A 20,155-nucleotide genomic window follows, 5' to 3' on the forward strand; every position below is an offset into this window, starting at 1 on the left:
CCAACCAACGACATCCCGGGCCTCGCGAACCACCTGCAGGGGAGAGGTATCACAGTCCGTCGAGTTCGCACCAGACGCGATTCGCCGGGTTCTACTTTACATAATATTCGTTATCGGCGCTAAGAAGCTCGTAAATCAGGGGGCGTTGCACCTGCACCCGAGTGCTTGTTGGGTGTCCCTGAGTGATGCTGCCTCAGTGTAATGCCATCGCTGGAATCGAGCTGAAGCGGTTAGGTTAGGACCCCAGGCCGGGCGGGTTGAGTTCAGACGTCTCGATGGCCTCGGTGATCAGGCCCCAGCGGTCAAGGATTTCACCATAGGTGCCGTTGTCGATCAGGTGGTTGAGCCCCGATTGGGCGGCCGCAGCGAAGCCGTTGCCCTTTTTCGTGGCCACGGCGATGTTGGCCTTTTTCGGCCAGCCACCGTCCACCAGACCCACGAGCTTGGTTTTGCCGTCGGCCCTTGCCTTGTAGGCGCCCGTGGCATTGGGGCTGAAGCTCACGTCAGCCCGGCCGGACTGCAGGGCCAGTGTGGAGGCCGAGTCGTCGTCGTAGTACTGGAATTCGACCGGCTCGAGCCCGTTTTTCGTGTTCTCGGCGTCCCACTCCAGCAGGATCTTTTCTTGGTTGGTCCCGGAACCCACGATCACCCGGAGGCCGGCGACGTCCTTCGCCTTCTTGATCTCGCTGATTGGGGAGTCGGACGGGGCGTAGAAGCCGAGCAGGTCGTTGCGGTAGCTGGCGAAGTCGAACTTCTGCTTCCGCTCCTCGGTGACCGTTACGTTGCTGATCACTGCCTCGTACTTGCCGGACTCTACGCCGAGCGGCCAGTCGGCCCAGGCCACCGGGATCACCTCCGCCTCTAGGCCCAGTGACTGGGCGAGGGCGTAGGCGATGTCCACCTCGTTGCCGATCGCGGTCGTGTTGTCAGTGGCGTACAGCGCCAGCGGGGCGGCGAAGGGGCTCACGGCCACGGTGAGCTTGCCGTCCGCGTTGATCGCCTCGGGCACCAGGGCCTGCGCCTCCGCGGAGGCGTCGGAGGTGAATCGATCCTGCTCCGACGAGAGGTTGAATTCGCCTGCCGGGGACGCCGAGGACGCGGCGCTGACCGGTGTGAGGTCCCCCGCTGTCGCCGGGCCGGGATCTGCGCATCCGGCCAGGCCCAGCAGTGCCGGACCGAGCAGGGTGACCCCGAGCAGTGCGAGAGGCCGGGGTCGGCGAGCGAACGAAGGAGCGGTGCTGTTCATAGTGCAGGTTTCCGGTCTGTCGGGAGGATGGGTGGTGGGTGATCAGCGGACGGCTGGTTCCCCAGCTGCGGCGCGCTCCGGGACCGCGAGGCCCAGGTTCTCGCGCAACGTGGCCCCCCGGTACTGCGTGGGATAGACCCCGCGTTCCTGCAGCTCGGGCACCAGATGGTTGACGATGTCATCGAGGCCGGTGGGGACCAGCCAGGGGGAAATATTGAAGCCGTCGACGGCGCCGACGCGTGCGTATTCTGCTAGCTTGTCGGCCACATCGGTGTACGAGCCCACGAAGGAGGCGTCCGATCGCGCGGCTTTCGCGCGGACGAACTGCAGGATGGTCTGCCCCTTCTCCGCCGCCTCCTGGCGCCACTGCGCGGTCAGTTCCACGGCCTTGGCCCCGTGGAAACCGCTGCCGCGGGTCTCCGAGGTCTCCTCGACCGCCGGGTCGATGTCCGGCAACGGACCGTTCGGATCCCAGCCGTCCAGCTGCCGGCCCCAGAACTGCTCGAGGTAGGCGATGGCCTGCTGCGGCCCGATCTGGAGTTCGCGGACCCAGGCTTTTTTCTCCGCTGCCTCCGCGCTGGTCGGGGCCAGGATGAATTCGCTGGCAGGCATGATCTTCACGGCGTCGGCGGGACGCCCTGCACGGAGCGTGCGCTCGACGATGTCCTCGCGGAAGGCCACGGCGGCGTCGAACTGGGGGTGAGCGGAGAAGATGACATCGGCTTGGCGGGCTGCGAAGTCCCGCCCGGCAGGGGAATCACCCGCCTGGAACAGCACTGGGTGGTGCTGCGGGCTGCGCGGCAGCCGAGGGGTGTAGTCCACGGTGTAGTGCTGTCCCTCGTGGTGCACGCGGCGCACAGCTCCGTCCTCCGGCCAGTTCCCGGCTGTGCCGGCTGTGCCGGCGACGGCATCCGGGGCCCAGGAGTCCCAGATGGCCTTGGCCGTGCGCACGAACGCCTCGGCGTGGACGTAGCGGTCGGCGTGGTCCAGGTACCCGCCGCGACGGAAGTTTGCCCCGGTCCAGGCGTTGTCGGTCGTCACCATGTTCCATGCGGCACGGCCGCCGGAGATCAGGTCCAGCGAGGACAGTCGGTGGGCGAGGTCCGCCGGGTCGTTGTAGGTGGTGTTCTGGGTGGCCGCGAGCCCGATGTGGGTGGTGACCGAGGCCAGCGCGGCGAGCATGGTCTGCGCGTCCGGCCTGCCCACAACATCCAGCGCGTGGGGCCTGCCGAGGTGTTCCCTCAGGCGGAGTCCTTCGCCGAGGAAGAACGCGGCGAACAGTCCTCGCTCGGCCGTCTGCGCTATGCGGCGGAAGGACTCGAAATCGGTCTGGGAGCCCGATTCGGCCGCCTTCCAGATCGTGCCGGAGTTGACTCCCTGGAAGAAGACACCGAGCTGTAGTGTGCCAGATGGAATGAAGGCGCTGCTGTGCCGTGGCATGGGATCCCCTAGTTTCCGGCGGTGGTGGACGGGTGGGCGTAGCGGCTGGCCGGGCGTGGAAGTCCCAGCAGGTCCCGGAAGGTGCCGTCCTGGACCGGTGCGCGGAGCGCGCCGCGGCGCCTCAGCTCGGGCAGGACCCACCGGGCGAGTTCGTCCAGTTCCACGGCGAGCGACGCCGGGTGCAGACGGACGCCGTCCGCTTCCGTCAGGAGCGGTTCGAGGAAGTCCACGAGGTCGGCTGCAGAACCGACGTACCGTGCGCGGCCACTCGCCGGCTCGGTGGCCCGCTCCACAGCGTCCTGCCCTCGGGCGTCCAGGACGACGTCGAGCTCACCGATGATCGCCACTGCGGCTCCCAGCCGGTGCCGGACGTCCCGGATCTCCGCGGCCAGCAGTTCGGGCGTCGGAGCAGTGACGAGCACGGCGTCGACGGCGTCCGCCGGAACTTGCCCCGCACCCACGATCGAGGCAGGAGCAAGGATCGGCAGCTGTCCCTGCAGTGGTCGGGGGATGATGGACGGGCCCTTGACGGAGTAGGGAGCGCCGAAGCCCGCCGGGGTCTCGTAGTCGACGTAGTGCAGCTTGTCCGCATCGATGTACCCGCCCGTGGTGACGTCCCGAATGACGGCGTCGTCTTCCCACGAGTCCCACAGTCGGCGGGAGACCTCGATCGCGGCGGCGGCCTCCTGCGCCAGCGCGGTGCCGCTCACGGTGTCGCGGCCTACGGCGGCTGCCGCTTCGGGGGATTCCGCTGCCGTCGCGATCCAGCCTGCACGGCCCCCGGAGACGTAGTCCAGGCTCGCCAGCTGCGTGGAGACGTGGAACGGCTCCGTGTAGACGGTGTCCACCTCGGGAACCAGCGCGATGGTCCGCGTGACCGGTCCGGCGTAGGCGGCGCGCTGCAGGGCGTTCGCGCGGCCCGCAGCCGGCGAGTCGGCGAAGGTGGCCACGTGAAATCCTGCGGATTCGGCGGCGAGGACGGCTTCGGTTAGGCTCGCGAAGCCTTCCGTGCTTCGAAATTTCTTCCCATCCCATCCGGCTCCATCGAGCTCGATGGCCAGAAAGCCGGCCCTGGTGCTTGTTTTCCCAGTGCGGTCGTCGATCGTGCTCACTTCTGTTCCTGACGCTCGTAGGGGATCTTCTCGCCGGCTTCAATGGCCACCGGAAGTCGGTTCTCCGCCGGCGGCAGTGGGCAGGTTGCGAGATCCGTGTAGGCGCAGGGCAGGTTCACGGCGCGGTTGAAATCTAGTAGCACGGACCCGTCCGCAGCAGGGACCACTGACAGCGAACGGTTGGCGGTATAGGTCGTGCGGCCGGACGTCTGATCGGTGAAAAGCACGAGGAGTGATCCGGGCGCGAAGCCGTTGAATGCCGTCAGTGCCAGTTCCTGACCGGCCAGCTGGAAGCGGAGTTCGCCCGGCGCTGCATAGACGTGGTGGATACCTTCGACGGCGGCACCGACCGTGGTGGGGCGAGGCGTTGGAAACGGCACGAAAGTACCGGTGACCGCAAACTCCGGGTTCGGCGCGTAGGCGGGTGTCCCGCGATAGTCGCGCAGGAGAGCGGTGTTTGGATTCCGTGGCCTGACGATGTACTTACCGCCACGCTTCGCAACCTCGATCACCGTTTCGCCTGCAACGAGGTTGATTCCGCCGCGCTCCTCGATGGGGTCGAAGAGGATCGTGGTGCCGTCCGCCGTGTTCAGTTCCTGCCCGTCGCGCTGCAGGCTTTCGCCCGGCTTCAGGGCGATCCGCACGGCGTCGTCCTGGACGCTCCAGGTACCGGGGGTGCCGGCCAGTTGCGTGGCGATGCCGCTCAGCCAGTGCAGGTGGGTGACGGCGAGGAATCCGTGGGGGTGCGCGCGGTGGCGTTCGTGGGCGGCGTGCCACTGCTCCCAGGCGGCGGTGAAGGTCGGTGTTTCAGTGTGCGTAGGCATGGTCGCTCCTGTTGGTGTGGGCGTTGGCGGTCTCCGGGCGGCTGCCGTACGGGTCCTCGTCCTCCCACAGCGTGGTAGGCGCAGCAGCACGGACCACCGGGATGACCTCAGCGGCGAACCGCTCCAGGATCTCGATCTGCTGCCCGAACGGAAGGGTGGTGGGCAGCGAGATGGACTGCAGGGAATGCCCGTAAAGGGCGTGGTAGTCCAGGATTTTCGCGGCCACGTCCTCCGGGCTTCCAACCAGGGCAGGTCCTTCCGCGACCGCGTGGTCGATGTCCCGGAACGGGGAGTTGTTCCCGGGCACGTTCCGTCCCGCCGTCAGGGCTTCATAGACGGGGCCGAACGCCTGCTTGGCGGCGGCGGTGCTGTCCGCGAGGAATATCCCTCCGGCCCCGGAGCCGGAGGCGATGTGACGCTGCGCCGGATCATGTCCGGCGGCCAGGTACCGCTCGGTGTAGTGGTCGATCAGCTTCTTGTAGTTCTCCCGCGGCTGGATGGCGTTGGCGGTGAACAACGGATCACCCCAGGTGGCCGCGAGCTCCACCGACCGGAGCGAGGTCGCGGAGCCGTGCCAGACCCGCGGCGCCCCGGCGAAGGGTCGCGGCGTCGTCGTCACCGGCTCCACCAACGGTGCCCGGAACTCGCCGGACCAGGTCACGTCCTCCTCGCGCCAGAGACGGCGCAGCAGGGCGTACTTCTCCTCCAGCAGGTCCCACTGCTGCGCCAGGTCCAGGCCGAACAGTGGATACTGCAGCACTTCGTTGCCCTTGCCGATGACGAGTTCCAGGCGCCCCCGGCTGAGCTGGTCGATGGTGGCGTAGTCCTCCGCTACGCGCACCGGATCCAGCACCGAGAGCACTGTGACCCCGCTCTGCAGCCGGATCGTATCGGTCACCGCCGCGATGGCAGCAAGCACCGCGGTCGGCGAGGAGGAGAGGAACTCCCCGGCATGCCGCTCCCCCACTGCGAACGCATCGAAGCCGAGCTCCTCGGCCCGCTGCGCGGTCCGGATCACCTGCTCGAACCGGTCCGCCGGAGAGACGATGCTCCCGGTGACCGGGTTCCTGAGATGCGGGATGATGTCCAGGACCTGAAATTTCACGGGTGTTCCTACTTGCCGAAGTTCGCGGCGTTCACCACGGTCGATTCGGGGATGGCCTCGTCGCCCAGGCCCCAACGCTCCAGCACCTCGGCGTAGCTGCCGTCCTCGATGGTGGAGTTGATGGCTGCCGCGATTGGCTCGGCGAACCCGTTGTCGCGCAGCGTGGTGGCCGCGACCAGGGTCTCCGACGGCCAACCGGCGTTGACCTTGCCAACGATCTTCAGGTCCTCACGGGTGTTCTCGCGATAGGTGGCGCTCGGGTACGGGGAAAGGTTCAGGTCCAGCCGGCCGGAGGAGAGCGCCAGGATGGTATCCGCGTCGTTGCCGTAGTACTGCAGTTCCGCCGGAGCCTTGCCTGCGTCCTCGAGTTCCTTGTTCCAGGCAAGCAGAATTTTTTCCTGGTTGGTTCCGGATCCGACGGCTACCTTTTTTCCGGAGATGTCGTCGGAGCCGTCAACTGTGAGCTCCGAGTCCTCGCGGGCTTCGAAGGCCATGAACGCGGCCCGGTATGGGGCGAAGTCGAAGAGCTGCACGCGGTCCCCGTTGATGCCGACGTTGGAGAACACGGCCTCGAAGTCACCGGACTGGGTCTTCAGCGGCCAGTTCTCCCAGGAGGTGGCTTGCAGGTCCAGTTCGAGGCCGAGCTTGTCCGCGACCAGCTGCGCGATATCGGTCTCGTTGCCGATCACGGTCTTGTCATCCGTAGCATAGACCGACAGTGGAACCGCGAACGGGCTCACCCCGACCGTCAGCTTGCCGTCCTCGGCGATATCGGCCGGGACCTGCGCGGCCAGTTCGTCATCCTTTTCTGCGCGGACACGGTCCTGCTCCGGTGCCAGGTTGTAGACAATGCCGTTCTCGGCCGGGGCCGCGGACTCACCGGTCCCTGGCGTGGCTGCCGCTTCCGGGTCGGCGCATCCGGCCAGGGCCAGAAGGACGAGGGCTGCGGCGGACAGTGCGGGAAGCCGGCGAGGTTCGAGAGACTTCATGGGTGTTCTCCTTGCTTGCGGTTGGACTGTGGGAGAGTTCTCGGGTTTAGAGGTTGAAGGCCGGTTCGATGACCTTCGAGAGGAAGGCCTTGGTGCGTTCGTGGCGTGGGGCACCGAAGATCTGCACCGGAGTTCCCTCCTCGACAATTTGCCCCTGGTCCATGAACACCACGCGGTCGGCGACGTCGCGGGCGAAGCCCATCTCATGCGTAACGACGATCAGCGTGGTGCCCGAATCCGCCAGGCCACGAATCACATCCAGCACCTCGCCGACCAGTTCCGGATCCAGGGCCGATGTGGGCTCGTCGAACAGGACGATTTTCGGGTCCAACGCCAGCGCCCGGGCGATCGCCACGCGCTGCTGCTGGCCGCCAGAGAGCTGACGTGGGTAGACGTCGACCTTGTCCGACAGCCCCACCCTTTCGAGCAGCTCCAGGGCCCGCACTCGTGCCTCGGCTTGCGGGCGGTGCTGGGCATAGACCGGTGCTTCGATGACGTTCTCGACCGCTGTCAGATGCGGGAAAAGATTGAAATTCTGGAATACCATGCCGATGTTGGTTCGCTGGGCCAGGATGTCCTTCTCCCGCAGCTCATGAAGTTTGCCCCCGCGTGCCCGGTACCCCACCAGCTCACCGTCGACGGAGATGTGACCGGCATCGACTTTTTCCAGGTGGTTGATCGTCCGCAGCAGGGTGGACTTGCCCGATCCGGAGGGTCCGAGGATCACCACCACTTCACCTGGCTCCACGGTCAGCGAGACACCGCGCAGCACCTCGACGTGGCCGAAGGACTTGTGTACGTTGCTAATCTCGACCAGGCCGCGGCTGGCGGTTGGAGCAGCGGCGTCGGCCGGGAGGGCTGGCGGATTCATCGTGCGACCTCGGACGTCTTCGCGTGGGTGGAGAAGAAACGCCGGACCCGCTGCAACGGGGTCGGCGGCAGTGTACGCACGGCACCCTTGGAGTAGTGCCGCTCGATGTAGTACTGGAAGATGCTCAGCACGGAGGTGATCACCACGTACCAGAGGGTGGCCACCAGAAGGAGGGGCAGGACCTGCTGGGTCCGGTTGTAGATGACCTGCACCGTGTAGAAGAGCTCCGAGTAGGCCAGCACGTAGACGATAGAGGTTCCCTTGACCAGGCCGATAATCTCGTTGAACGCCGTGGGCAGGATCGAGCGCATGGCCTGCGGCAGCACGATCCGCGTGGAGCGCCGCCAGGCGGGGATGCCGAGAGCCGCAGCCGCCTCAAGCTGACCCTGGTCCACGGCGAGGATGCCGCCGCGGATGATCTCCGACGAATAGGCAGCCTGGTTTAGCGTGAGCCCCAGGATCGCGGCGGCGAACTGGCTGATGAGCGTGGTGGTCTGGACCTCGAAGAACCGCACATCCGTGAACGGGATACCGAGGGAGATCTTTTCGTAGAGGTAGCCAAGGTTGTACCAGAGCAGCAGCTGCACCAGCAGTGGCGCGGATCGGAAAATCCAGGAGAACGTCCAGGACACCGAGACCAGCAGCGGAGAGGAGGACAGCCTCATCAACGCCAGGATGAACCCCAGGATGAACCCGAGGCTTCCGGCGATGGCGGTCAGTTTCAGGGTCTCGCCGAGGCCGCGGAGTATCGATTCGGCGGTGAACCACTGGGCGACCACGTCCCACTCCCAGCGCGGGTTGGTCAGCAGCGACCACGCTATCGCGGCGACGAACAGGGCAACCAGTGCGGTGCCGGCCCAGCGCCAGGGGTGGCGGGCAGCCACCACCGGGTACCCGGAGTAGTCCGTCGCGGCGCGGAATCCGGTTCGGTCCGACGGCGGACGGCCGGTGGAACCGGCGCCGTCGTCCTGCGCCGACGGCAGGGCAGCGTGTGGTGCTGTTGCCTCCGGGCGGGTCTGGCTTTTCGGTGCTGCGGCACTCATGCGCAACCTCCCTCGTGTCCTGCGGCCTTGTCTGCGCGGTGCAGTCGGCTCCGAACCGGCCCGAAGGAATCGAGCTGGTTGGCTGAACCTAGAACAGCTCCCGCGACGCTTCCAAACGAACGTTCACGCGAAGTAAAGCGAGGACGTATTGGCGCCGTTACGGGTTTTCCGGAGGGTTTACGACGTCTTGTTGCGTCATGTGTCGGCCGGTGAAGGCCTGTTACGGCTGCCCTCCGGAAGCGCGTAGCAGCTCCTAGGATGGGCAGGACCGCGGACCCGAATGCTGCCCGGGAAGGAGCACCATGACAATCGACAGTGCACCCGGCCGAGTGCGGCACGAGGGCGGGGAGGCCACAGTCGTTCTCATCGGCGGCGGTCCGCGATCAGCCCTGATCCTGGAACGCCTCGCCGCCAACCGGTCCGGGCTCTTCTCCGGTCCGCTGAACGTGCACGTGGTGGAACCGCACCGGCCGGGCTCCGGCCGGATCTGGCGACAGGACCAGAGCCCGCTGCTGATGCTCAATTCCTTAGCCGCCGACGTCACCATGTTCACCGACGACTCGGTACAGTGCGCCGGTCCGACCGTCCCTGGACCCGGGTTGGTCGAATGGGCCCGAGGCGTGGTGGACGGCAGCATCCAGGACGTGCAGGTGCCCGATGAGGACCTGAGTCGCCAGCTGCGCAGCCTCGGCCCGACGACGTTCCCCACGCGCCGCCTGCAGAGCCTCTACCTCGAGTGGTTCTTTTCCCGGGCCGTGCAGGCCCTCGGTCCGGAGGTGCCGGTGACCGTGCATCCCGATCAGGCCGTGGACGTGACGATCGACGGCGCCGGCTACGTGGTGACGCTGGCGTCGGGCGTCATGTTGCGGGCGGACGCCGTCGTGGTGAGCGTCGGCCACACCGACTCGGAACCGGAACCCCGGTCCGTCGCCTACGCCGGCTTCGCGGCGCGGCACAGCCTCTTCTATGCCCCGCCGGCCTACACCAACGACGTCGACTTCTCCGCCCTGCGGCCCGGGCAGGAGGCGATCGTCTCCGGCATGGGACTCGCCTTCATCGACCTGATGGTGCTGCTGATGGAAGGCCGTGGCGGCCGCTTCATCGACGCGTCCGACGGCACCCTGCGCTACATCGCCTCCGGGAACGAATCGGTGCTGTGGGCAGGCTCCCGCCGCGGCGTCCCGTACCGCTCCAAGATCAGTTCCCTCCTGCGTGGTGAACCGGCAGGCCCGCCGCGCTACCTCACCGCCGGCGCCGTCGCCACACTGCTCGAGGAACACGGCCGGCTGGATTTCCGGCAGCACCTGTGGCCGCTCCTGGCGAAGGATGCCGCCTTCGGCTACTACCGGGAACTGTTCACCGGGCACCCGGAGCGGGTAGCGCTGCCATGGTCCGAGTTCCTGGTTCGCTTCGACGCCACCCCTTGGTACTCGGATGACCGGCGCGCACTGGTGGCCCGGGCCGTGCCCGACCTGGCGGACCGGCTGGAGTTTGAGGAACTCGATTATCCGCTGGCCGGCGTGCACTTTCCCGGGACCGAGGACGTGCAGGAGGCGGTGACCCGGCACATCCGCAATGACCTCCTGCTGCGCGACGGCGGGGCGAACTCGGAGACCCTCGGCCTGTTCCTGGGGCTGCTGTACGTGTACTTCGAACTGGGCCGTCTGGTGCCGATGGACGCGCTCACGCCCGAATCGCGCCCGCTGATCAGTGGCTGGTGGCACGGCTTCTTCAGTTACGTGGATTCGGGCCCGCCAGCCCGTAGACTGCGGGAGCTCCTGGCGCTGCACGAGGCCGGCTTCGTTCGGTTCCTTGGCCCCCAGCTGCAGGTAGGCACGGATGAGGAGCGCGGCCTCTTCACCGCGTCGTCCCCGCAGGTACCCTCGGTCGTGACGGCGAGCGTGCTCATTGAGGCCCGACTGCCAAATCCCTCACTGGTTGCCTCGGCCAATCCGCTGCTGCGGGCACTGGCGGAGTCAGGCCTCGGCTCCGAGGAACGCGCCGACAGCGAACCGACGGCAGGTGGCACCGGGAGGATGCTGGTCGATTCCGCGTCCAGGCTCGTCGCCGCGGACGGCAGTACCCGGCCAGGCCTGTACGCCGTGGGGCCAGCAACCTCGGGCTGGAACGGTGGTGCGTTCTCCCGGCCGAACAGCAACGCCGCCCCGTTCCGAGACAGCGATGCCCTAGCACGAAGGATCCTCACTGACCTGGCGGAACCGCCCGCCATACCGAACGGTTTCTCCAGTGACCGGTTGGCGGCCAGCATCACACAGCTCCACTCGTCCCTGACCTGACCTGAAGGACCCTGATGGTGACCCCCCTGCCCCTCGGGGCTCCCCCGGAACTGACCGTGCTCCACCTGCCGTTGGAGGACCCCCGCGTGCAGCCCCTGGTGGACGGACTCATCGAGGAATACGACAATAGGTACGGCACTTTGTTTGGTGGCGCCGGCAAGGAGATGCGCCGTTATCCCGCGGAGGAGTTCGCTGCCCCGCACGGCGCACTGCTGATCCTCCAGGAGGAGGAGCGGACCGTGGCTGGCGGCGCCTTCCGCCGGTACGACGGGCAGACCGCCGAACTCAAACGGATCTGGACCCATGCCGGGCACCGCCGTCGCGGTCTGGCCCGCCAGGTGCTGGTCGAGCTCGAAGCGGAGGCCGAGCGTCGCGGCTACCGCCGGATCTACCTCACGACAGGCCCGCGCCAGCCGGAGGCGAAGAACCTCTACCTCGCCACGGGCTACCACCCGGGCTTCGACCTGGCCGCCGACCCGGAGACCATCCTGCACCTGGCGTTCACCAAAGACCTGCCCATTCCTCAGCAGCAGCGAGGCTGACCGTGCCCGGCCCGGACTGCCGCCGCGGTTCGGGAGGGGTCAAATGCTGAGGACCACGGCGCTCCTCGCGGCGTCCCGCGTCCGCTCCTGTGTCTTCGCCAGCGCGTCCGCCAGGTTCTCCTGCAGGGCATCATTCGTTACCCTGCATTACCCCCTGTTGCGCCAACCTACGCCGGGTTGCCAGTGGTGAATAAAAAGACACGTCATTTGGTCCGGATTTCCGCTGCTCCTACAGTGGCTGTTCAACACCACAATGGGCAGTTCGCTCACTGCCACGACGTAAGGCACCAGCGTGACTGATGTATCGCCCGCTCAGCAGAAGAGCACCGGGGTAGCCGCTCCGTTCGGAGACGGATCGACCCCCGTCTGGGTGCAGACCAGCTGGGACCACCGGTGGGCAGAAGATCTGCGCGGGCAGATGGACGCCGAGTTGGGGCCCCGTTACAGAGCATTTGTCGAACAGGGCCACCCGAGGCCGCTGCCACCCAGGGCTGAGGACATCGCGACAGTGTGGGTGGCCGTCATCGATGATCGACCAGCCGCAACAGCCGCCCTGCTGCGAACTCCGGACTACTGGGAAGTCAAACGCGTTTACGTCTCGCCCGAGTTCCGACGAAGGCCCTCGCTCGGCAGGCACTGGCTCACGTCGAGGAGGTTGCTCGCTCCCTCGGCGTGCAGGACCTGGTCCTCCAGACCGGGATCCTGCAGCCTGAAGCCATAGCGCTCTACTCACGCCAAGGCTGGAACCGCGTTCCTCCATTTGGTCCCTATGTGGGCGATGATGTTAGCGTCTGCTTCCGAAATGGGCTCGACTAGAAGAGCCTGAGGGCTGGACGGTCCGCATAGGAATGGGCGGAGCCAAACTGGCTCATCGTAATTGAGAGTGCAGTTGGGGTCTGAAGCCGCCTGATTCCAGGAGTGATCTGGTGATGTAGTTGGTGAGGTTCCTGAAGCCCAGGGCTGAGCCGCGAAGGTGTTCGAGGCGCCCATTTATGGCTTCGGTCGGGCCGTTCGATGTGCCGGGGCGGTCAAAGAACGCGAGCACATCGACGGCGCGTTGTTTCAGGGTCCGGCCGAGCCTGCGGATCTCGACCAGGGCGGCCGGGACGCCCGCGGTGACCGAGTTGATGACGGCCTTCATCATCTCTTTCCCCTTCTGTTTGCTGGGTTCCCGGTACGCGGCGACGATCCGCTGATAGATCCCCCACGTCGCTTCCACCTCGAGGTGTTCCTCGGACGCGAACACAGCATCCAGGCGCGTGTTCTGCTTCTCGGTGAGCAGTCCCGCACCGGTGTGCAGTGTCCGCCGAGCCCGGTAGAGCGGATCGCCGGCACGGCCTCGATGCCCTGTCGTGGCTTGTTGAACACGCTGCCGGCACCGGTCCAGTCCGTCGCCGGCGAGGCGGACAACATGGAAAGGATCCATCACCGGGACCGCGTCGGGGAGCTCCTCCGTGGTCGCGGTCTTGAAGCCGGTGAACCCGTCCATGGCGACTTCCACCCCGTCCCGCCAGGCTTGTGGCCTGTCTGCGAGCCATTGCTTGAACACCTGCTTGGAGCGGCCTTCAACCATGTCCAACAACCGTGCCGGGCCCGTCTTCTCGCGGATCGGCGTCAGATCGATGATGACGGTCACGAACTTGTCGCCCCGCCGGGTGTGCCGCCAGACGTGCTCGTCCACGCCGATCGCGGTCACCCCGTCGAACCGGTGCGGGTCGTCGATCAACCGGCGCTTGCCCTCCGCAAGGACCGCACTGTTCGCGGTATGCCAGGACACTCCCAGACCGGCCGCGATGACTATGGCAGCTTTGTTCGTACCCACCAGGGCAATCTAAGCGGGACCCACTTCGACCGTTTCGGGGTGTCGCGGACAGTCTAAGCCGGACCCACCTTCACGGTTGTGGCAATGCTTCTTTGGTTGCTCAAGGTGGAGGTTCGAATGGAGTCTCGGGTGGAAGTTTTTGCGCGGATCCGGCGTGATGCGCGCGTCGAGGGCCTCTCGATCAGGGAGCTGGCAAGGCGTTATGGTGTCGGCCGACCAACTGTCCGGCAGGCCCTCGGGCAGGCGGAACCACCACCTCGAAAGCCCCGGGTACGGACAGCGCCCCGGTTGGAGACGTTCAAGCCCGTGATCGACGCGATGCTCCGGCAGGACCTCGAGGCTCCCCGCAAACAGCGTCATACCGCACGACGTGTCTTCGCTCGCCTCGCTGATGAGCACGGGGCAAGGCAGCTCTCTTATTCGACGGTCGGTGACTATGTCCGCAAACGTCGCCCAGAGGTCGATGCGGAGGCCGGCCGGCTGCCGGAGGTCTTCATCCCGCAGGAACACGCACCGGGAGCGGAGGCGGAAGTCGACTTCGGGGAGGTCTGGGTGGTGCTGGCCGGGGTGAAGACCAAGTGCCATATGTTCACCTTCCGCCTGTCGAACTCCGGGAAGGCCATCCATAGGGTCTATGCGACCCAGGCCCAGGAAGCGTTCCTGGAAGGCCACATTGATGCTTTCGAGGACATCGGCGGCATCCCGACCCGACACATCAGATACGACAACCTCACCGACGCGGTCGTGAAAGTTGTCTACGGCACCGGCAGGCAGCGGACCGAGAACCAGCGGTGGCTGTTGTTCCGGTCCCACTACGGGTTCGACGCGTTCTACTGCCAGCCCGGCATCGAGGGCGCCCACGAAAAGGGCGGCGTCGAGGGGGAAGTCGGCCGGTTCCGTCGCACACACCTGTCCCCGATGCCCGTCGTCGAGTCCCTTGCCGAGCTCCATGCGCAGATCAGGCAGTGGGACCTCGATGATGAGGCCCGCCGTATCGGGAACCGTCTTCATACTGTCGGCCAGGACTTCGCCGTTGAGCGAGCCTTGCTCGCGCCGATCACGGCGGAACGGTTCGAACCGGGCCTGACACTGACGCCGAGGGTGAACCGGTCAAGCCTGATCCGGGTACGGATGGCGTCCTATTCCGTTCCGGCCCGGCTCATCGGACGCCCGGTCCGGGTGTTCCTTCGCGCGTCCGAAGTCGTCGTCTTCGACGGCCGCACCGAAATCGCCCGGCACCCCCGTGTAGTCGCGCAGCACGGGCAGAGCGTGAACCTGGACCATTACCTCGAGGTCCTACACCACAAACCCGGCGCCCTACCAGGCTCGACCGCTCTGGCCCACGCACGAGCATCCGGGGCCTTCACCTCCGCCCATGAGGCGTTCTGGGCCGCGGCCCGCAAAACCGACGGGGACTCCGGCGGCACCCGCGCCCTGATCGATGTTCTCCTCCTACACCGGTCAATGGCAGCCCAGGACGTCATCGCAGGGATTGCCGCAGCACTGACCGTCGGAGCGGTCAGCGGCCTTCACTTCGTCGAAGAGGTTGATGAGAGGCAGGATCTGAGGACGCTGCGAAGCAGCTCCTACACAACGGCGGGCCACCCACCCGAGGTGAACGGCCCGCAGTCCTCCTCCTCAGGAACTCAGAAGACCCGGATCGGAATCTCCGCCGGGTCCATCAGCAGCGACTCGATCTCGTCGTCGAGCTTGACCAGCGTGATGGACGCGCCGGCCATGTCGAGGGACGTGCAGTACTCCCCCACGTAGTTGCGGCCCACCGTGATGCCCTGCTCCGCGAGGCGCTTGTGCGCCTGCCCGTACAGCAGGTACAGCTCGCTGATCGGGGTGCCGCCGAGGCCGTTCACCATGAGGGCCACGCGGTCACCACTCTCGAACGGCAGATCCTTGACCACCGGCGCCAGGAGCTCCTCGACGATCTCGTTGGCCGACATCATCTTCGCCCGGCGACGCCCCGGCTCGCCGTGGATGCCGACGCCGATCTCGATCTCGTCGTCGCCGAGCTCGAACAGCGGGCTGCCCTTCGACGGCGGCGTGCAGGCGGTCAGGGCGACGCCCATGGTGCGGGTCACCGAGTTGACCTTCTCGCCGATGCGGATGACCTCGTCGAGGTCCGCCCCGCGCTCGGCGGCGGCGGCGACGGCCTTGATCACGAAGAAGTTGCCCGCCACGCCGCGGCGCCCGATCGTGTAGGTCGAGTCCTCCACGGAGACGTCGTCGTTGATGAAGAGCGTCTTCACCTCGATGCCCTCGGCGGAGGACATCTCCTGCGCCATCTCGAAGACCATCTTGTCGCCCGTGTAGTTGTTGACCAGCAGCAGCACGCCCTTCGGCGAGGCCATGAGCTTGGTCGTCTCGTACACGTAGTCGAACGGCGGCGCCGCGAACACATCACCCGGACAGGCTGCGTCGAGCATGCCCTTGCCCACGATCATCACGTGCGCCGGCTCGTGCCCCGAGCCCGAGCCCTGCACGATCGACACCTTGTTCTGGTCGGGGCCATCGGCGCGCATGATCAGGTTGTACTCGGGCACGTACTTCAGGGTGTCCGGGTTCGCGAGCGCCAGGCCCTCGAGCATCTCCGGGACGAACTGCTGCGGGTCATTGACGAACTTCTTCATGGGTTCTCCACTTCGTTGTGAGTCGGACGGATGTGAGAAAGAGTCAGGGCCAGTCGGCCACGATGCGCTCGGCGATGATCGCCACGGCCACCGCCCCGGCATCGGGTGATCCGATACTGCGCTCCCCGCTGTAGCTGGCGCGTCCGCGCCGGGCTTCGAGGGCCGACGTCGCATCGGCGCACTCGCGGATCGTCGCTCCGAACGCCGCACGGCATTCCGCGGGCGAGGCTCCTGCCGCCAGCTGCCGTTCGAGCTCGTCCGTCGCCGGGATCAGCGCATCCAGCAGGGTCTTGTCGCCGAGGTCCGCGTTGCCGCGGGCCTTGATGCCGTCGGTGGCTCCGCGCAGCATGGCGACGACGGCGGTGCCGTCGATCGCGTCCACCGTCTTCGCGGCGGCGGAGGCCCGCAGGAAGGCCGTCCCCCACAGCGGCCCGGAGGTCCCGCCGATCCTGCTGGAAATCGCGAGCGCTATCTGCTGCAGGAACGTGGCGACGTCGTCGCGCTTGAACGAATCCCAATCCGCGAGGACCTTCTCGAAGCCGCGGGCCAGGGAGTAGCCGAGGTCGCCGTCGCCCACCACGGCGTCGAGGTCGCCGAACTCCTTCTCCTTGTCCACGGCCGTCTTGGCCAGCGAATGGACAACGAATTCGACGTCGGCGAGGTCGGTGGCGCTCATGGGGTCTCCATTTCGGTGTTCGCGGCCTCAGAAGCAGGGCCGGGTGCGGACAGCAATGTCTGCAGGGTGGCGAGGGTGACGACGCCGGATGGCCCGGCGCCGCGCGGGTCGGCGAGGGTCTCGGCCTGCTCGCCGTCAGGCTCCCCGAGGGAGCTCACTACGAGCGAGGCACCCGTAAAGTCCTCCTCGCGGGTGAAGCCGCTGACCGTGACGACGGTCCGCAGCCCGGCACCGACGGCGGCGCGCAGCCCGTTGGAGCTGTCCTCGACGACGATCGCGTCATCGACGGACACCTCCAGCTCCGAGAGCGCCAGCAGGTAGATGTCCGGTGCGGGTTTCTTCGCGGGCACCACGTCCCCGGCGAACACCGAGAAGTGCGCCGCGAGGTCAGCCCCGACGGCGTGCGTCAGGACCGCGCGGACCGCGGGTTCCGCGGAGGTGGAGGCAACGGCGAGGGTCCAGCCGGCGTCGTGCGCCTCCTGCACGATCCGTGCGATGCCGGGCCGTGCGGGCATGACGCCGCTTTCGACGAGCTCCGTGTAGACGGACGTCTTCCGCTTGTGCCAGGAGAGGATCGCGGCGTCCACCGCGGCGTCGTCGTCGAGTCCCAGCGACGAGGCGAGTTGCGGCGTGAGGATGCTGCGCATCCGCTCCTTCCCGCCGCCGATCTTCACCTTCTCGGCGTAGTCCTCGACGCTCCATTGCACGGGGACGTCGAAGTCGGTGAAGGTCTGATTGAAGGCGGGAAGGTGGCCGTACTGCTCGGTGTCGGCGAGAACGCCGTCGCAGTCGAAGATGAGGGCCGGCATGCTCAGCGGCCTCCCTTGCCCGCGCTGCCGAACTGCGTGCAGAGGTCGAGGACCATCGCAACGGTGTCGGCGCGGGTGTGCTTGAACAGCGACGGCGGATCCCACTTGTTGTTCTGCTCCGCCTGCTTCAGGAACGCGAGGCTGGACTGCATGTACTGCTCCTTGAGGGCCGTCGAGATGTTGACCTTCGCGCAGCCGCGGGCAATGAGGTCGGCGAACTGCTCGGGGCTGAGGCCGCTGCCGCCATGCAGGGCGATCGGGAGGTTGCGTGCCTCCACGATCTGGGTGACACGCTCGACGTCGAGCACGGGGGCCGCCTTGTAGCTGCCGTGGGCGTTGCCGATCGAGGGGGCGAAGACATCGATCCCGGTGGCGTCGATGAACGCGAGCGCCACCTCGAGGCTCTGCTGCTTGGACACCTCATCGGACCCGTGATCGTCCTCGACGCCTGTGATGGCCTCGATCTCGCCCTCCACCTGGGCGCCGTAGCTGCGGGCCTCGGCGACGACCTCGATGGTCTGGCGCTGGTTCTCCTCCACGGGCAGCTCGGACGCGTCGAAGAGCACCGAGTTCCAGCCGGCCTTCAGGCATTCGGTGACCACCGCACGGTCGGGGCAGTGGTCCAGGTGCAGGGTGACGGGCACCTCGATGCCGCGGGTCATGGACTGCCACATGTCGAACAGCACCCGGGAGCCGACGGTGCGCACGGTCTTCACGGAGGTCTGCAGGATCACCGGGGAGTTCGCCTCCACGGCGCCGGCGAGCACGCCCTCCATGGTCAAGTCATTGAAGATGTTGATGGCGGGCACCCCGTAGCGGTCCCGGAACGCCGGATCAACAATGTCCTTCAGCGGTACAACTCCCACAACGCATCCTCCTGGTTAGGCTTCAGCCCACGCTAGACCCGGGCCGCGACGGCCGGTATGGGGGTTACCCCTCCCGTGGCGTGGGGGGTTTCACCACCTCGTCCGCAGCAGGCGGAGGTGGTTGAGTGAGGCGCGGCTCTTCTGACCCACCACTTGCACTTCACTTCAACGAAGAAGGACACCATGGCTACAGGATCAGTACTCGAGACAGTCACCGCCGAAGAAGCCCGCCGCGTGATCGACGCCGCCGCGGCGAAGGCCACGGAGATCGGCCAGCCGATGGACATCGCCGTGGTGGACGCCGGCGGCAACCTGAAGGCGCACGTGCGGATGGACGGCGCCAACATCGGCAGCATCACCATCTCGATCAACAAGGCTTACACGTCCATCGCATTCCAGTGCGAGACCGGCGACCTGCAGGGCGTCACCCGCCAGGACGGCCCCATCTACGGCCTGAGCGACGCGCACGGCGGACGCCTCGCGGTGTTCCCCGGCGGCATTCCACTTGTGAGGAACGGCAGCATCATGGGTGCCATCGGTGTCTCCACCGGCACCATCGAGCAGGACCAGGAAGTCGCCGAGGCGGGCGCTGCCGCGTTCTGAGAGCTGCAGGCGTGCTCCAGGCGCGCAGGCAGGAATCCGGGCGCGGCCGAGGGAGTCCGTCCCTTTCGGGACTGTCCTTCAGGCCGTGCCCGGCTCAATCGATCAGCGTCCACCGCCTCTTCGAGAACTCATCTACCTGTTTCATCCGAAGAGGTAGGTGGCTTCGTCATACCGCTCCTGTGGGACCGTCTTGAGCTTCCCGACTGATTCCGCCAGGCTGACGCGGGTGATGCTGTCCGCGCGCGTGGCCACCATCTGACCCCATGCCTCATCGTGAACGGCGTCGACGGCGGCCAGCCCCAGCCGGGTTGCCAGAACCCGGTCGGAGGCGCTCGGCGCGCCGCCGCGTTGGATGTGGCCGAGGGTGGTGGACCGGGTTTCGATACCTGTCCGCTCTTCGATCAGGGGGGCCAGGCGTTCGCCGATGCCACCCAGCCGCGGGCGGTTGAAGGCGTCCAGCCCGCGGTCCGCATGCGGTTCGGACATTCCCTCGGCGATGAACCCCTCGGCCACCACCACCAGGGGTGTCCTGCCACGGCGGAACGGACCTTCAACCCAGGCGCAGATCTCGTCGAGGCTGGCTTTCTGCTCGGGAATGAGGATCGCGTGGGAACTGGTGGCCATCCCGGCATGGAGCGCGATCCACCCGACATGCCGCCCCATGACCTCGGCGATCATGCAGCGGTGATGTGACTGCCCGGTGGTCTTGAGCCTGTCGATCGCCTCGGTGGCGATCTCCACCGCGGTGTGGAAGCCGAAGGAGAAGTCGGTGGCCGAGAGGTCGTTGTCCACGGTCTTCGGTACTCCGACGATGGGGATGCCGCTGCTGCTCAGGATATTGGCTGCGGTCAACGTCCCTTCTCCGCCGATGACGATGAGGGCATCCACACCGAGGGTGCGAAGATTCCCCTTGATTCGCTCGAGACCGTCGTCTTCGAGCGGGTTGGTCCGCGACGTTCCCAGGATGGTCCCGCCCAGGCCTCCGATGCCCCGCACACTCAGCCAGTCCAGCTCCAAGGTGCTGCCTTCCACAAGACCACGCCAGCCGTCCCGGAAGCCCACGAACTCGTCGCCGTAGACGCGTGTTCCACGCAGGACGCAGGAACGGATGACGTCGTTCAGTCCGGGGCAGTCCCCTCCGCTCGTCAGAATTCCGATGCGAGCCATCTGTGTTCCCTCCGCTGTGCTGATGAGGTGCTGAATCTGATCTCCGTGCCACTAGATCAGAAACGCAGCACTCCCGAAATGAGGGTTTACCCACCCCGGCA

17 protein-coding genes and 2 pseudogenes are annotated in these 20,155 nt (G+C 66.7%); 5 read left to right on the forward strand and 14 right to left on the reverse strand.

What is annotated here, in order from left to right; genetic code table 11:
- Positions 1 to 235: 235 nt before the first annotated feature.
- The 8 genes from ACIQCY_RS15855 to ACIQCY_RS15890 are packed head-to-tail and all read right to left on the reverse strand — an operon-like array spanning position 236 to position 8,630.
- The gene (locus ACIQCY_RS15855) at positions 236 to 1,246 is read right to left on the reverse strand and encodes an ABC transporter substrate-binding protein (RefSeq protein WP_400484859.1); all 1,011 of its coding nucleotides are present in this window, start codon (positions 1,244 to 1,246) and stop codon (positions 236 to 238) included.
- 42 nt (positions 1,247 to 1,288) lie between these two features.
- On the reverse strand, positions 1,289 to 2,686 hold the full coding sequence (locus ACIQCY_RS15860) for an NtaA/DmoA family FMN-dependent monooxygenase (protein ID WP_158504564.1): 1,398 nt from the start codon (positions 2,684 to 2,686) through the stop codon (positions 1,289 to 1,291).
- 8 nt (positions 2,687 to 2,694) lie between these two features.
- Positions 2,695 to 3,798 carry an LLM class flavin-dependent oxidoreductase gene (locus ACIQCY_RS15865; protein ID WP_196597083.1) on the reverse strand — a complete coding sequence of 368 codons (1,104 nt, stop codon included), beginning with the start codon at positions 3,796 to 3,798 and terminating at the stop codon, positions 2,695 to 2,697.
- The gene (locus ACIQCY_RS15870; RefSeq protein ID WP_158504563.1) at positions 3,795 to 4,622 is read right to left on the reverse strand and encodes a DUF1684 domain-containing protein; all 828 of its coding nucleotides are present in this window, start codon (positions 4,620 to 4,622) and stop codon (positions 3,795 to 3,797) included. The genes ACIQCY_RS15865 and ACIQCY_RS15870 overlap by 4 nt, the downstream gene beginning before the upstream one ends.
- Positions 4,606 to 5,727 (reverse strand): LLM class flavin-dependent oxidoreductase, encoded by a 1,122-nt coding sequence (locus ACIQCY_RS15875; protein WP_196597082.1) that lies wholly within the window; start codon positions 5,725 to 5,727, stop codon positions 4,606 to 4,608. The genes ACIQCY_RS15870 and ACIQCY_RS15875 overlap by 17 nt, the downstream gene beginning before the upstream one ends.
- A gap of 8 nt (positions 5,728 to 5,735) precedes the next feature.
- Positions 5,736 to 6,716: a transporter substrate-binding domain-containing protein gene (locus ACIQCY_RS15880; RefSeq protein WP_158504561.1), complete on the reverse strand. Its 981-nt coding sequence runs from the start codon at positions 6,714 to 6,716 to the stop codon at positions 5,736 to 5,738.
- A gap of 46 nt (positions 6,717 to 6,762) precedes the next feature.
- A complete protein-coding gene (locus tag ACIQCY_RS15885; RefSeq protein WP_400484860.1) occupies positions 6,763 to 7,587 on the reverse strand; it encodes an amino acid ABC transporter ATP-binding protein in 825 nt (274 codons plus the stop codon).
- Positions 7,584 to 8,630: an amino acid ABC transporter permease gene (locus tag ACIQCY_RS15890; RefSeq protein ID WP_158504560.1), complete on the reverse strand. Its 1,047-nt coding sequence runs from the start codon at positions 8,628 to 8,630 to the stop codon at positions 7,584 to 7,586. Before ACIQCY_RS15890 ends, ACIQCY_RS15885 begins: the two co-directional genes overlap by 4 nt.
- A gap of 302 nt (positions 8,631 to 8,932) precedes the next feature.
- On the opposite strand from ACIQCY_RS15890, the gene ACIQCY_RS15895 reads away from it, so the two are divergent.
- The 3 genes from ACIQCY_RS15895 to ACIQCY_RS15905 all read left to right on the forward strand — a co-directional run bounded on the left by ACIQCY_RS15895 (position 8,933) and on the right by ACIQCY_RS15905 (position 12,190).
- Positions 8,933 to 10,927: an FAD/NAD(P)-binding protein gene (locus tag ACIQCY_RS15895; RefSeq protein ID WP_400484861.1), complete on the forward strand. Its 1,995-nt coding sequence runs from the start codon at positions 8,933 to 8,935 to the stop codon at positions 10,925 to 10,927.
- 14 nt (positions 10,928 to 10,941) lie between these two features.
- On the forward strand, positions 10,942 to 11,469 hold the full coding sequence (locus ACIQCY_RS15900; RefSeq protein ID WP_158504559.1) for a GNAT family N-acetyltransferase: 528 nt from the start codon (positions 10,942 to 10,944) through the stop codon (positions 11,467 to 11,469).
- Between the two features lie 418 nt (positions 11,470 to 11,887).
- Positions 11,888 to 12,190: a GNAT family N-acetyltransferase gene (locus ACIQCY_RS15905; RefSeq protein WP_400484871.1), complete on the forward strand. Its 303-nt coding sequence runs from the start codon at positions 11,888 to 11,890 to the stop codon at positions 12,188 to 12,190.
- A gap of 147 nt (positions 12,191 to 12,337) precedes the next feature.
- On the opposite strand, the pseudogene ACIQCY_RS15910 reads toward ACIQCY_RS15905, so the two are convergent.
- Positions 12,338 to 13,264: pseudogene (locus tag ACIQCY_RS15910) on the reverse strand (ISL3 family transposase); the annotation flags it as partial.
- A 144-nt stretch (positions 13,265 to 13,408) separates the two neighbouring features.
- On the opposite strand from ACIQCY_RS15910, the pseudogene istA reads away from it, so the two are divergent.
- Positions 13,409 to 14,815 (forward strand): annotated as a pseudogene (gene istA, locus ACIQCY_RS15915) (IS21 family transposase); the annotation flags it as partial.
- A 122-nt stretch (positions 14,816 to 14,937) separates the two neighbouring features.
- On the opposite strand, the gene dhaK reads toward istA, so the two are convergent.
- Genes dhaK through ACIQCY_RS15935 form a run of 4 tightly spaced genes read right to left on the reverse strand, consistent with a single transcriptional unit; the run spans position 14,938 to position 18,284 of the window.
- Positions 14,938 to 15,933: a dihydroxyacetone kinase subunit DhaK gene (gene dhaK, locus ACIQCY_RS15920; RefSeq protein WP_158504558.1), complete on the reverse strand. Its 996-nt coding sequence runs from the start codon at positions 15,931 to 15,933 to the stop codon at positions 14,938 to 14,940.
- A 43-nt stretch (positions 15,934 to 15,976) separates the two neighbouring features.
- Complete coding sequence (gene dhaL, locus ACIQCY_RS15925; protein ID WP_158504557.1) at positions 15,977 to 16,609, reverse strand: dihydroxyacetone kinase subunit DhaL; 633 nt, start codon at positions 16,607 to 16,609, stop codon at positions 15,977 to 15,979.
- Complete coding sequence (locus ACIQCY_RS15930; protein ID WP_158504556.1) at positions 16,606 to 17,418, reverse strand: HAD-IA family hydrolase; 813 nt, start codon at positions 17,416 to 17,418, stop codon at positions 16,606 to 16,608. Before ACIQCY_RS15930 ends, dhaL begins: the two co-directional genes overlap by 4 nt.
- 2 nt (positions 17,419 to 17,420) lie before the next feature.
- The gene (locus ACIQCY_RS15935; protein ID WP_196597080.1) at positions 17,421 to 18,284 is read right to left on the reverse strand and encodes a class II fructose-bisphosphate aldolase; all 864 of its coding nucleotides are present in this window, start codon (positions 18,282 to 18,284) and stop codon (positions 17,421 to 17,423) included.
- Between the two features lie 183 nt (positions 18,285 to 18,467).
- Between ACIQCY_RS15935 and ACIQCY_RS15940 the strand changes: the two genes are divergently transcribed.
- A complete protein-coding gene (locus ACIQCY_RS15940; RefSeq protein WP_158504555.1) occupies positions 18,468 to 18,887 on the forward strand; it encodes a heme-binding protein in 420 nt (139 codons plus the stop codon).
- A gap of 141 nt (positions 18,888 to 19,028) precedes the next feature.
- Here the strand turns inward: ACIQCY_RS15940 and ACIQCY_RS15945 are convergent, their stop codons facing one another.
- Positions 19,029 to 20,054: an ATP-dependent 6-phosphofructokinase gene (locus tag ACIQCY_RS15945; protein WP_158504554.1), complete on the reverse strand. Its 1,026-nt coding sequence runs from the start codon at positions 20,052 to 20,054 to the stop codon at positions 19,029 to 19,031.
- Positions 20,055 to 20,155 lie beyond the last annotated feature (101 nt).

Source organism: Arthrobacter sp. NPDC092385, from assembly GCF_044755105.1.
GTDB lineage: Bacteria > Actinomycetota > Actinomycetes > Actinomycetales > Micrococcaceae > Arthrobacter_D.

Excerpts from the sequence above, each read along its gene's own strand:
- ACIQCY_RS15855 (WP_400484859.1), bottom strand. The coding sequence starts at position 1,246 with ATGAACAGCACCGCTCCTTCGTTCGCTCGCCGACCCCGGCCTCTCGCA.
- ACIQCY_RS15860 (WP_158504564.1), bottom strand. The coding sequence starts at position 2,686 with ATGCCACGGCACAGCAGCGCCTTCATTCCATCTGGCACACTACAGCTC.
- ACIQCY_RS15870 (WP_158504563.1), bottom strand. The coding sequence starts at position 4,622 with ATGCCTACGCACACTGAAACACCGACCTTCACCGCCGCCTGGGAGCAG.
- ACIQCY_RS15880 (WP_158504561.1), bottom strand. The coding sequence starts at position 6,716 with ATGAAGTCTCTCGAACCTCGCCGGCTTCCCGCACTGTCCGCCGCAGCC.
- ACIQCY_RS15885 (WP_400484860.1), bottom strand. The coding sequence starts at position 7,587 with ATGAATCCGCCAGCCCTCCCGGCCGACGCCGCTGCTCCAACCGCCAGC.
- ACIQCY_RS15890 (WP_158504560.1), bottom strand. The coding sequence starts at position 8,630 with ATGAGTGCCGCAGCACCGAAAAGCCAGACCCGCCCGGAGGCAACAGCA.
- ACIQCY_RS15895 (WP_400484861.1), top strand. The coding sequence starts at position 8,933 with ATGACAATCGACAGTGCACCCGGCCGAGTGCGGCACGAGGGCGGGGAG.
- ACIQCY_RS15900 (WP_158504559.1), top strand. The coding sequence starts at position 10,942 with ATGGTGACCCCCCTGCCCCTCGGGGCTCCCCCGGAACTGACCGTGCTC.
- ACIQCY_RS15905 (WP_400484871.1), top strand. The coding sequence starts at position 11,888 with ATGGACGCCGAGTTGGGGCCCCGTTACAGAGCATTTGTCGAACAGGGC.
- dhaK (WP_158504558.1), bottom strand. The coding sequence starts at position 15,933 with ATGAAGAAGTTCGTCAATGACCCGCAGCAGTTCGTCCCGGAGATGCTC.
- dhaL (WP_158504557.1), bottom strand. The coding sequence starts at position 16,609 with ATGAGCGCCACCGACCTCGCCGACGTCGAATTCGTTGTCCATTCGCTG.
- ACIQCY_RS15930 (WP_158504556.1), bottom strand. The coding sequence starts at position 17,418 with ATGCCGGCCCTCATCTTCGACTGCGACGGCGTTCTCGCCGACACCGAG.
- ACIQCY_RS15940 (WP_158504555.1), top strand. The coding sequence starts at position 18,468 with ATGGCTACAGGATCAGTACTCGAGACAGTCACCGCCGAAGAAGCCCGC.
- ACIQCY_RS15945 (WP_158504554.1), bottom strand. The coding sequence starts at position 20,054 with ATGGCTCGCATCGGAATTCTGACGAGCGGAGGGGACTGCCCCGGACTG.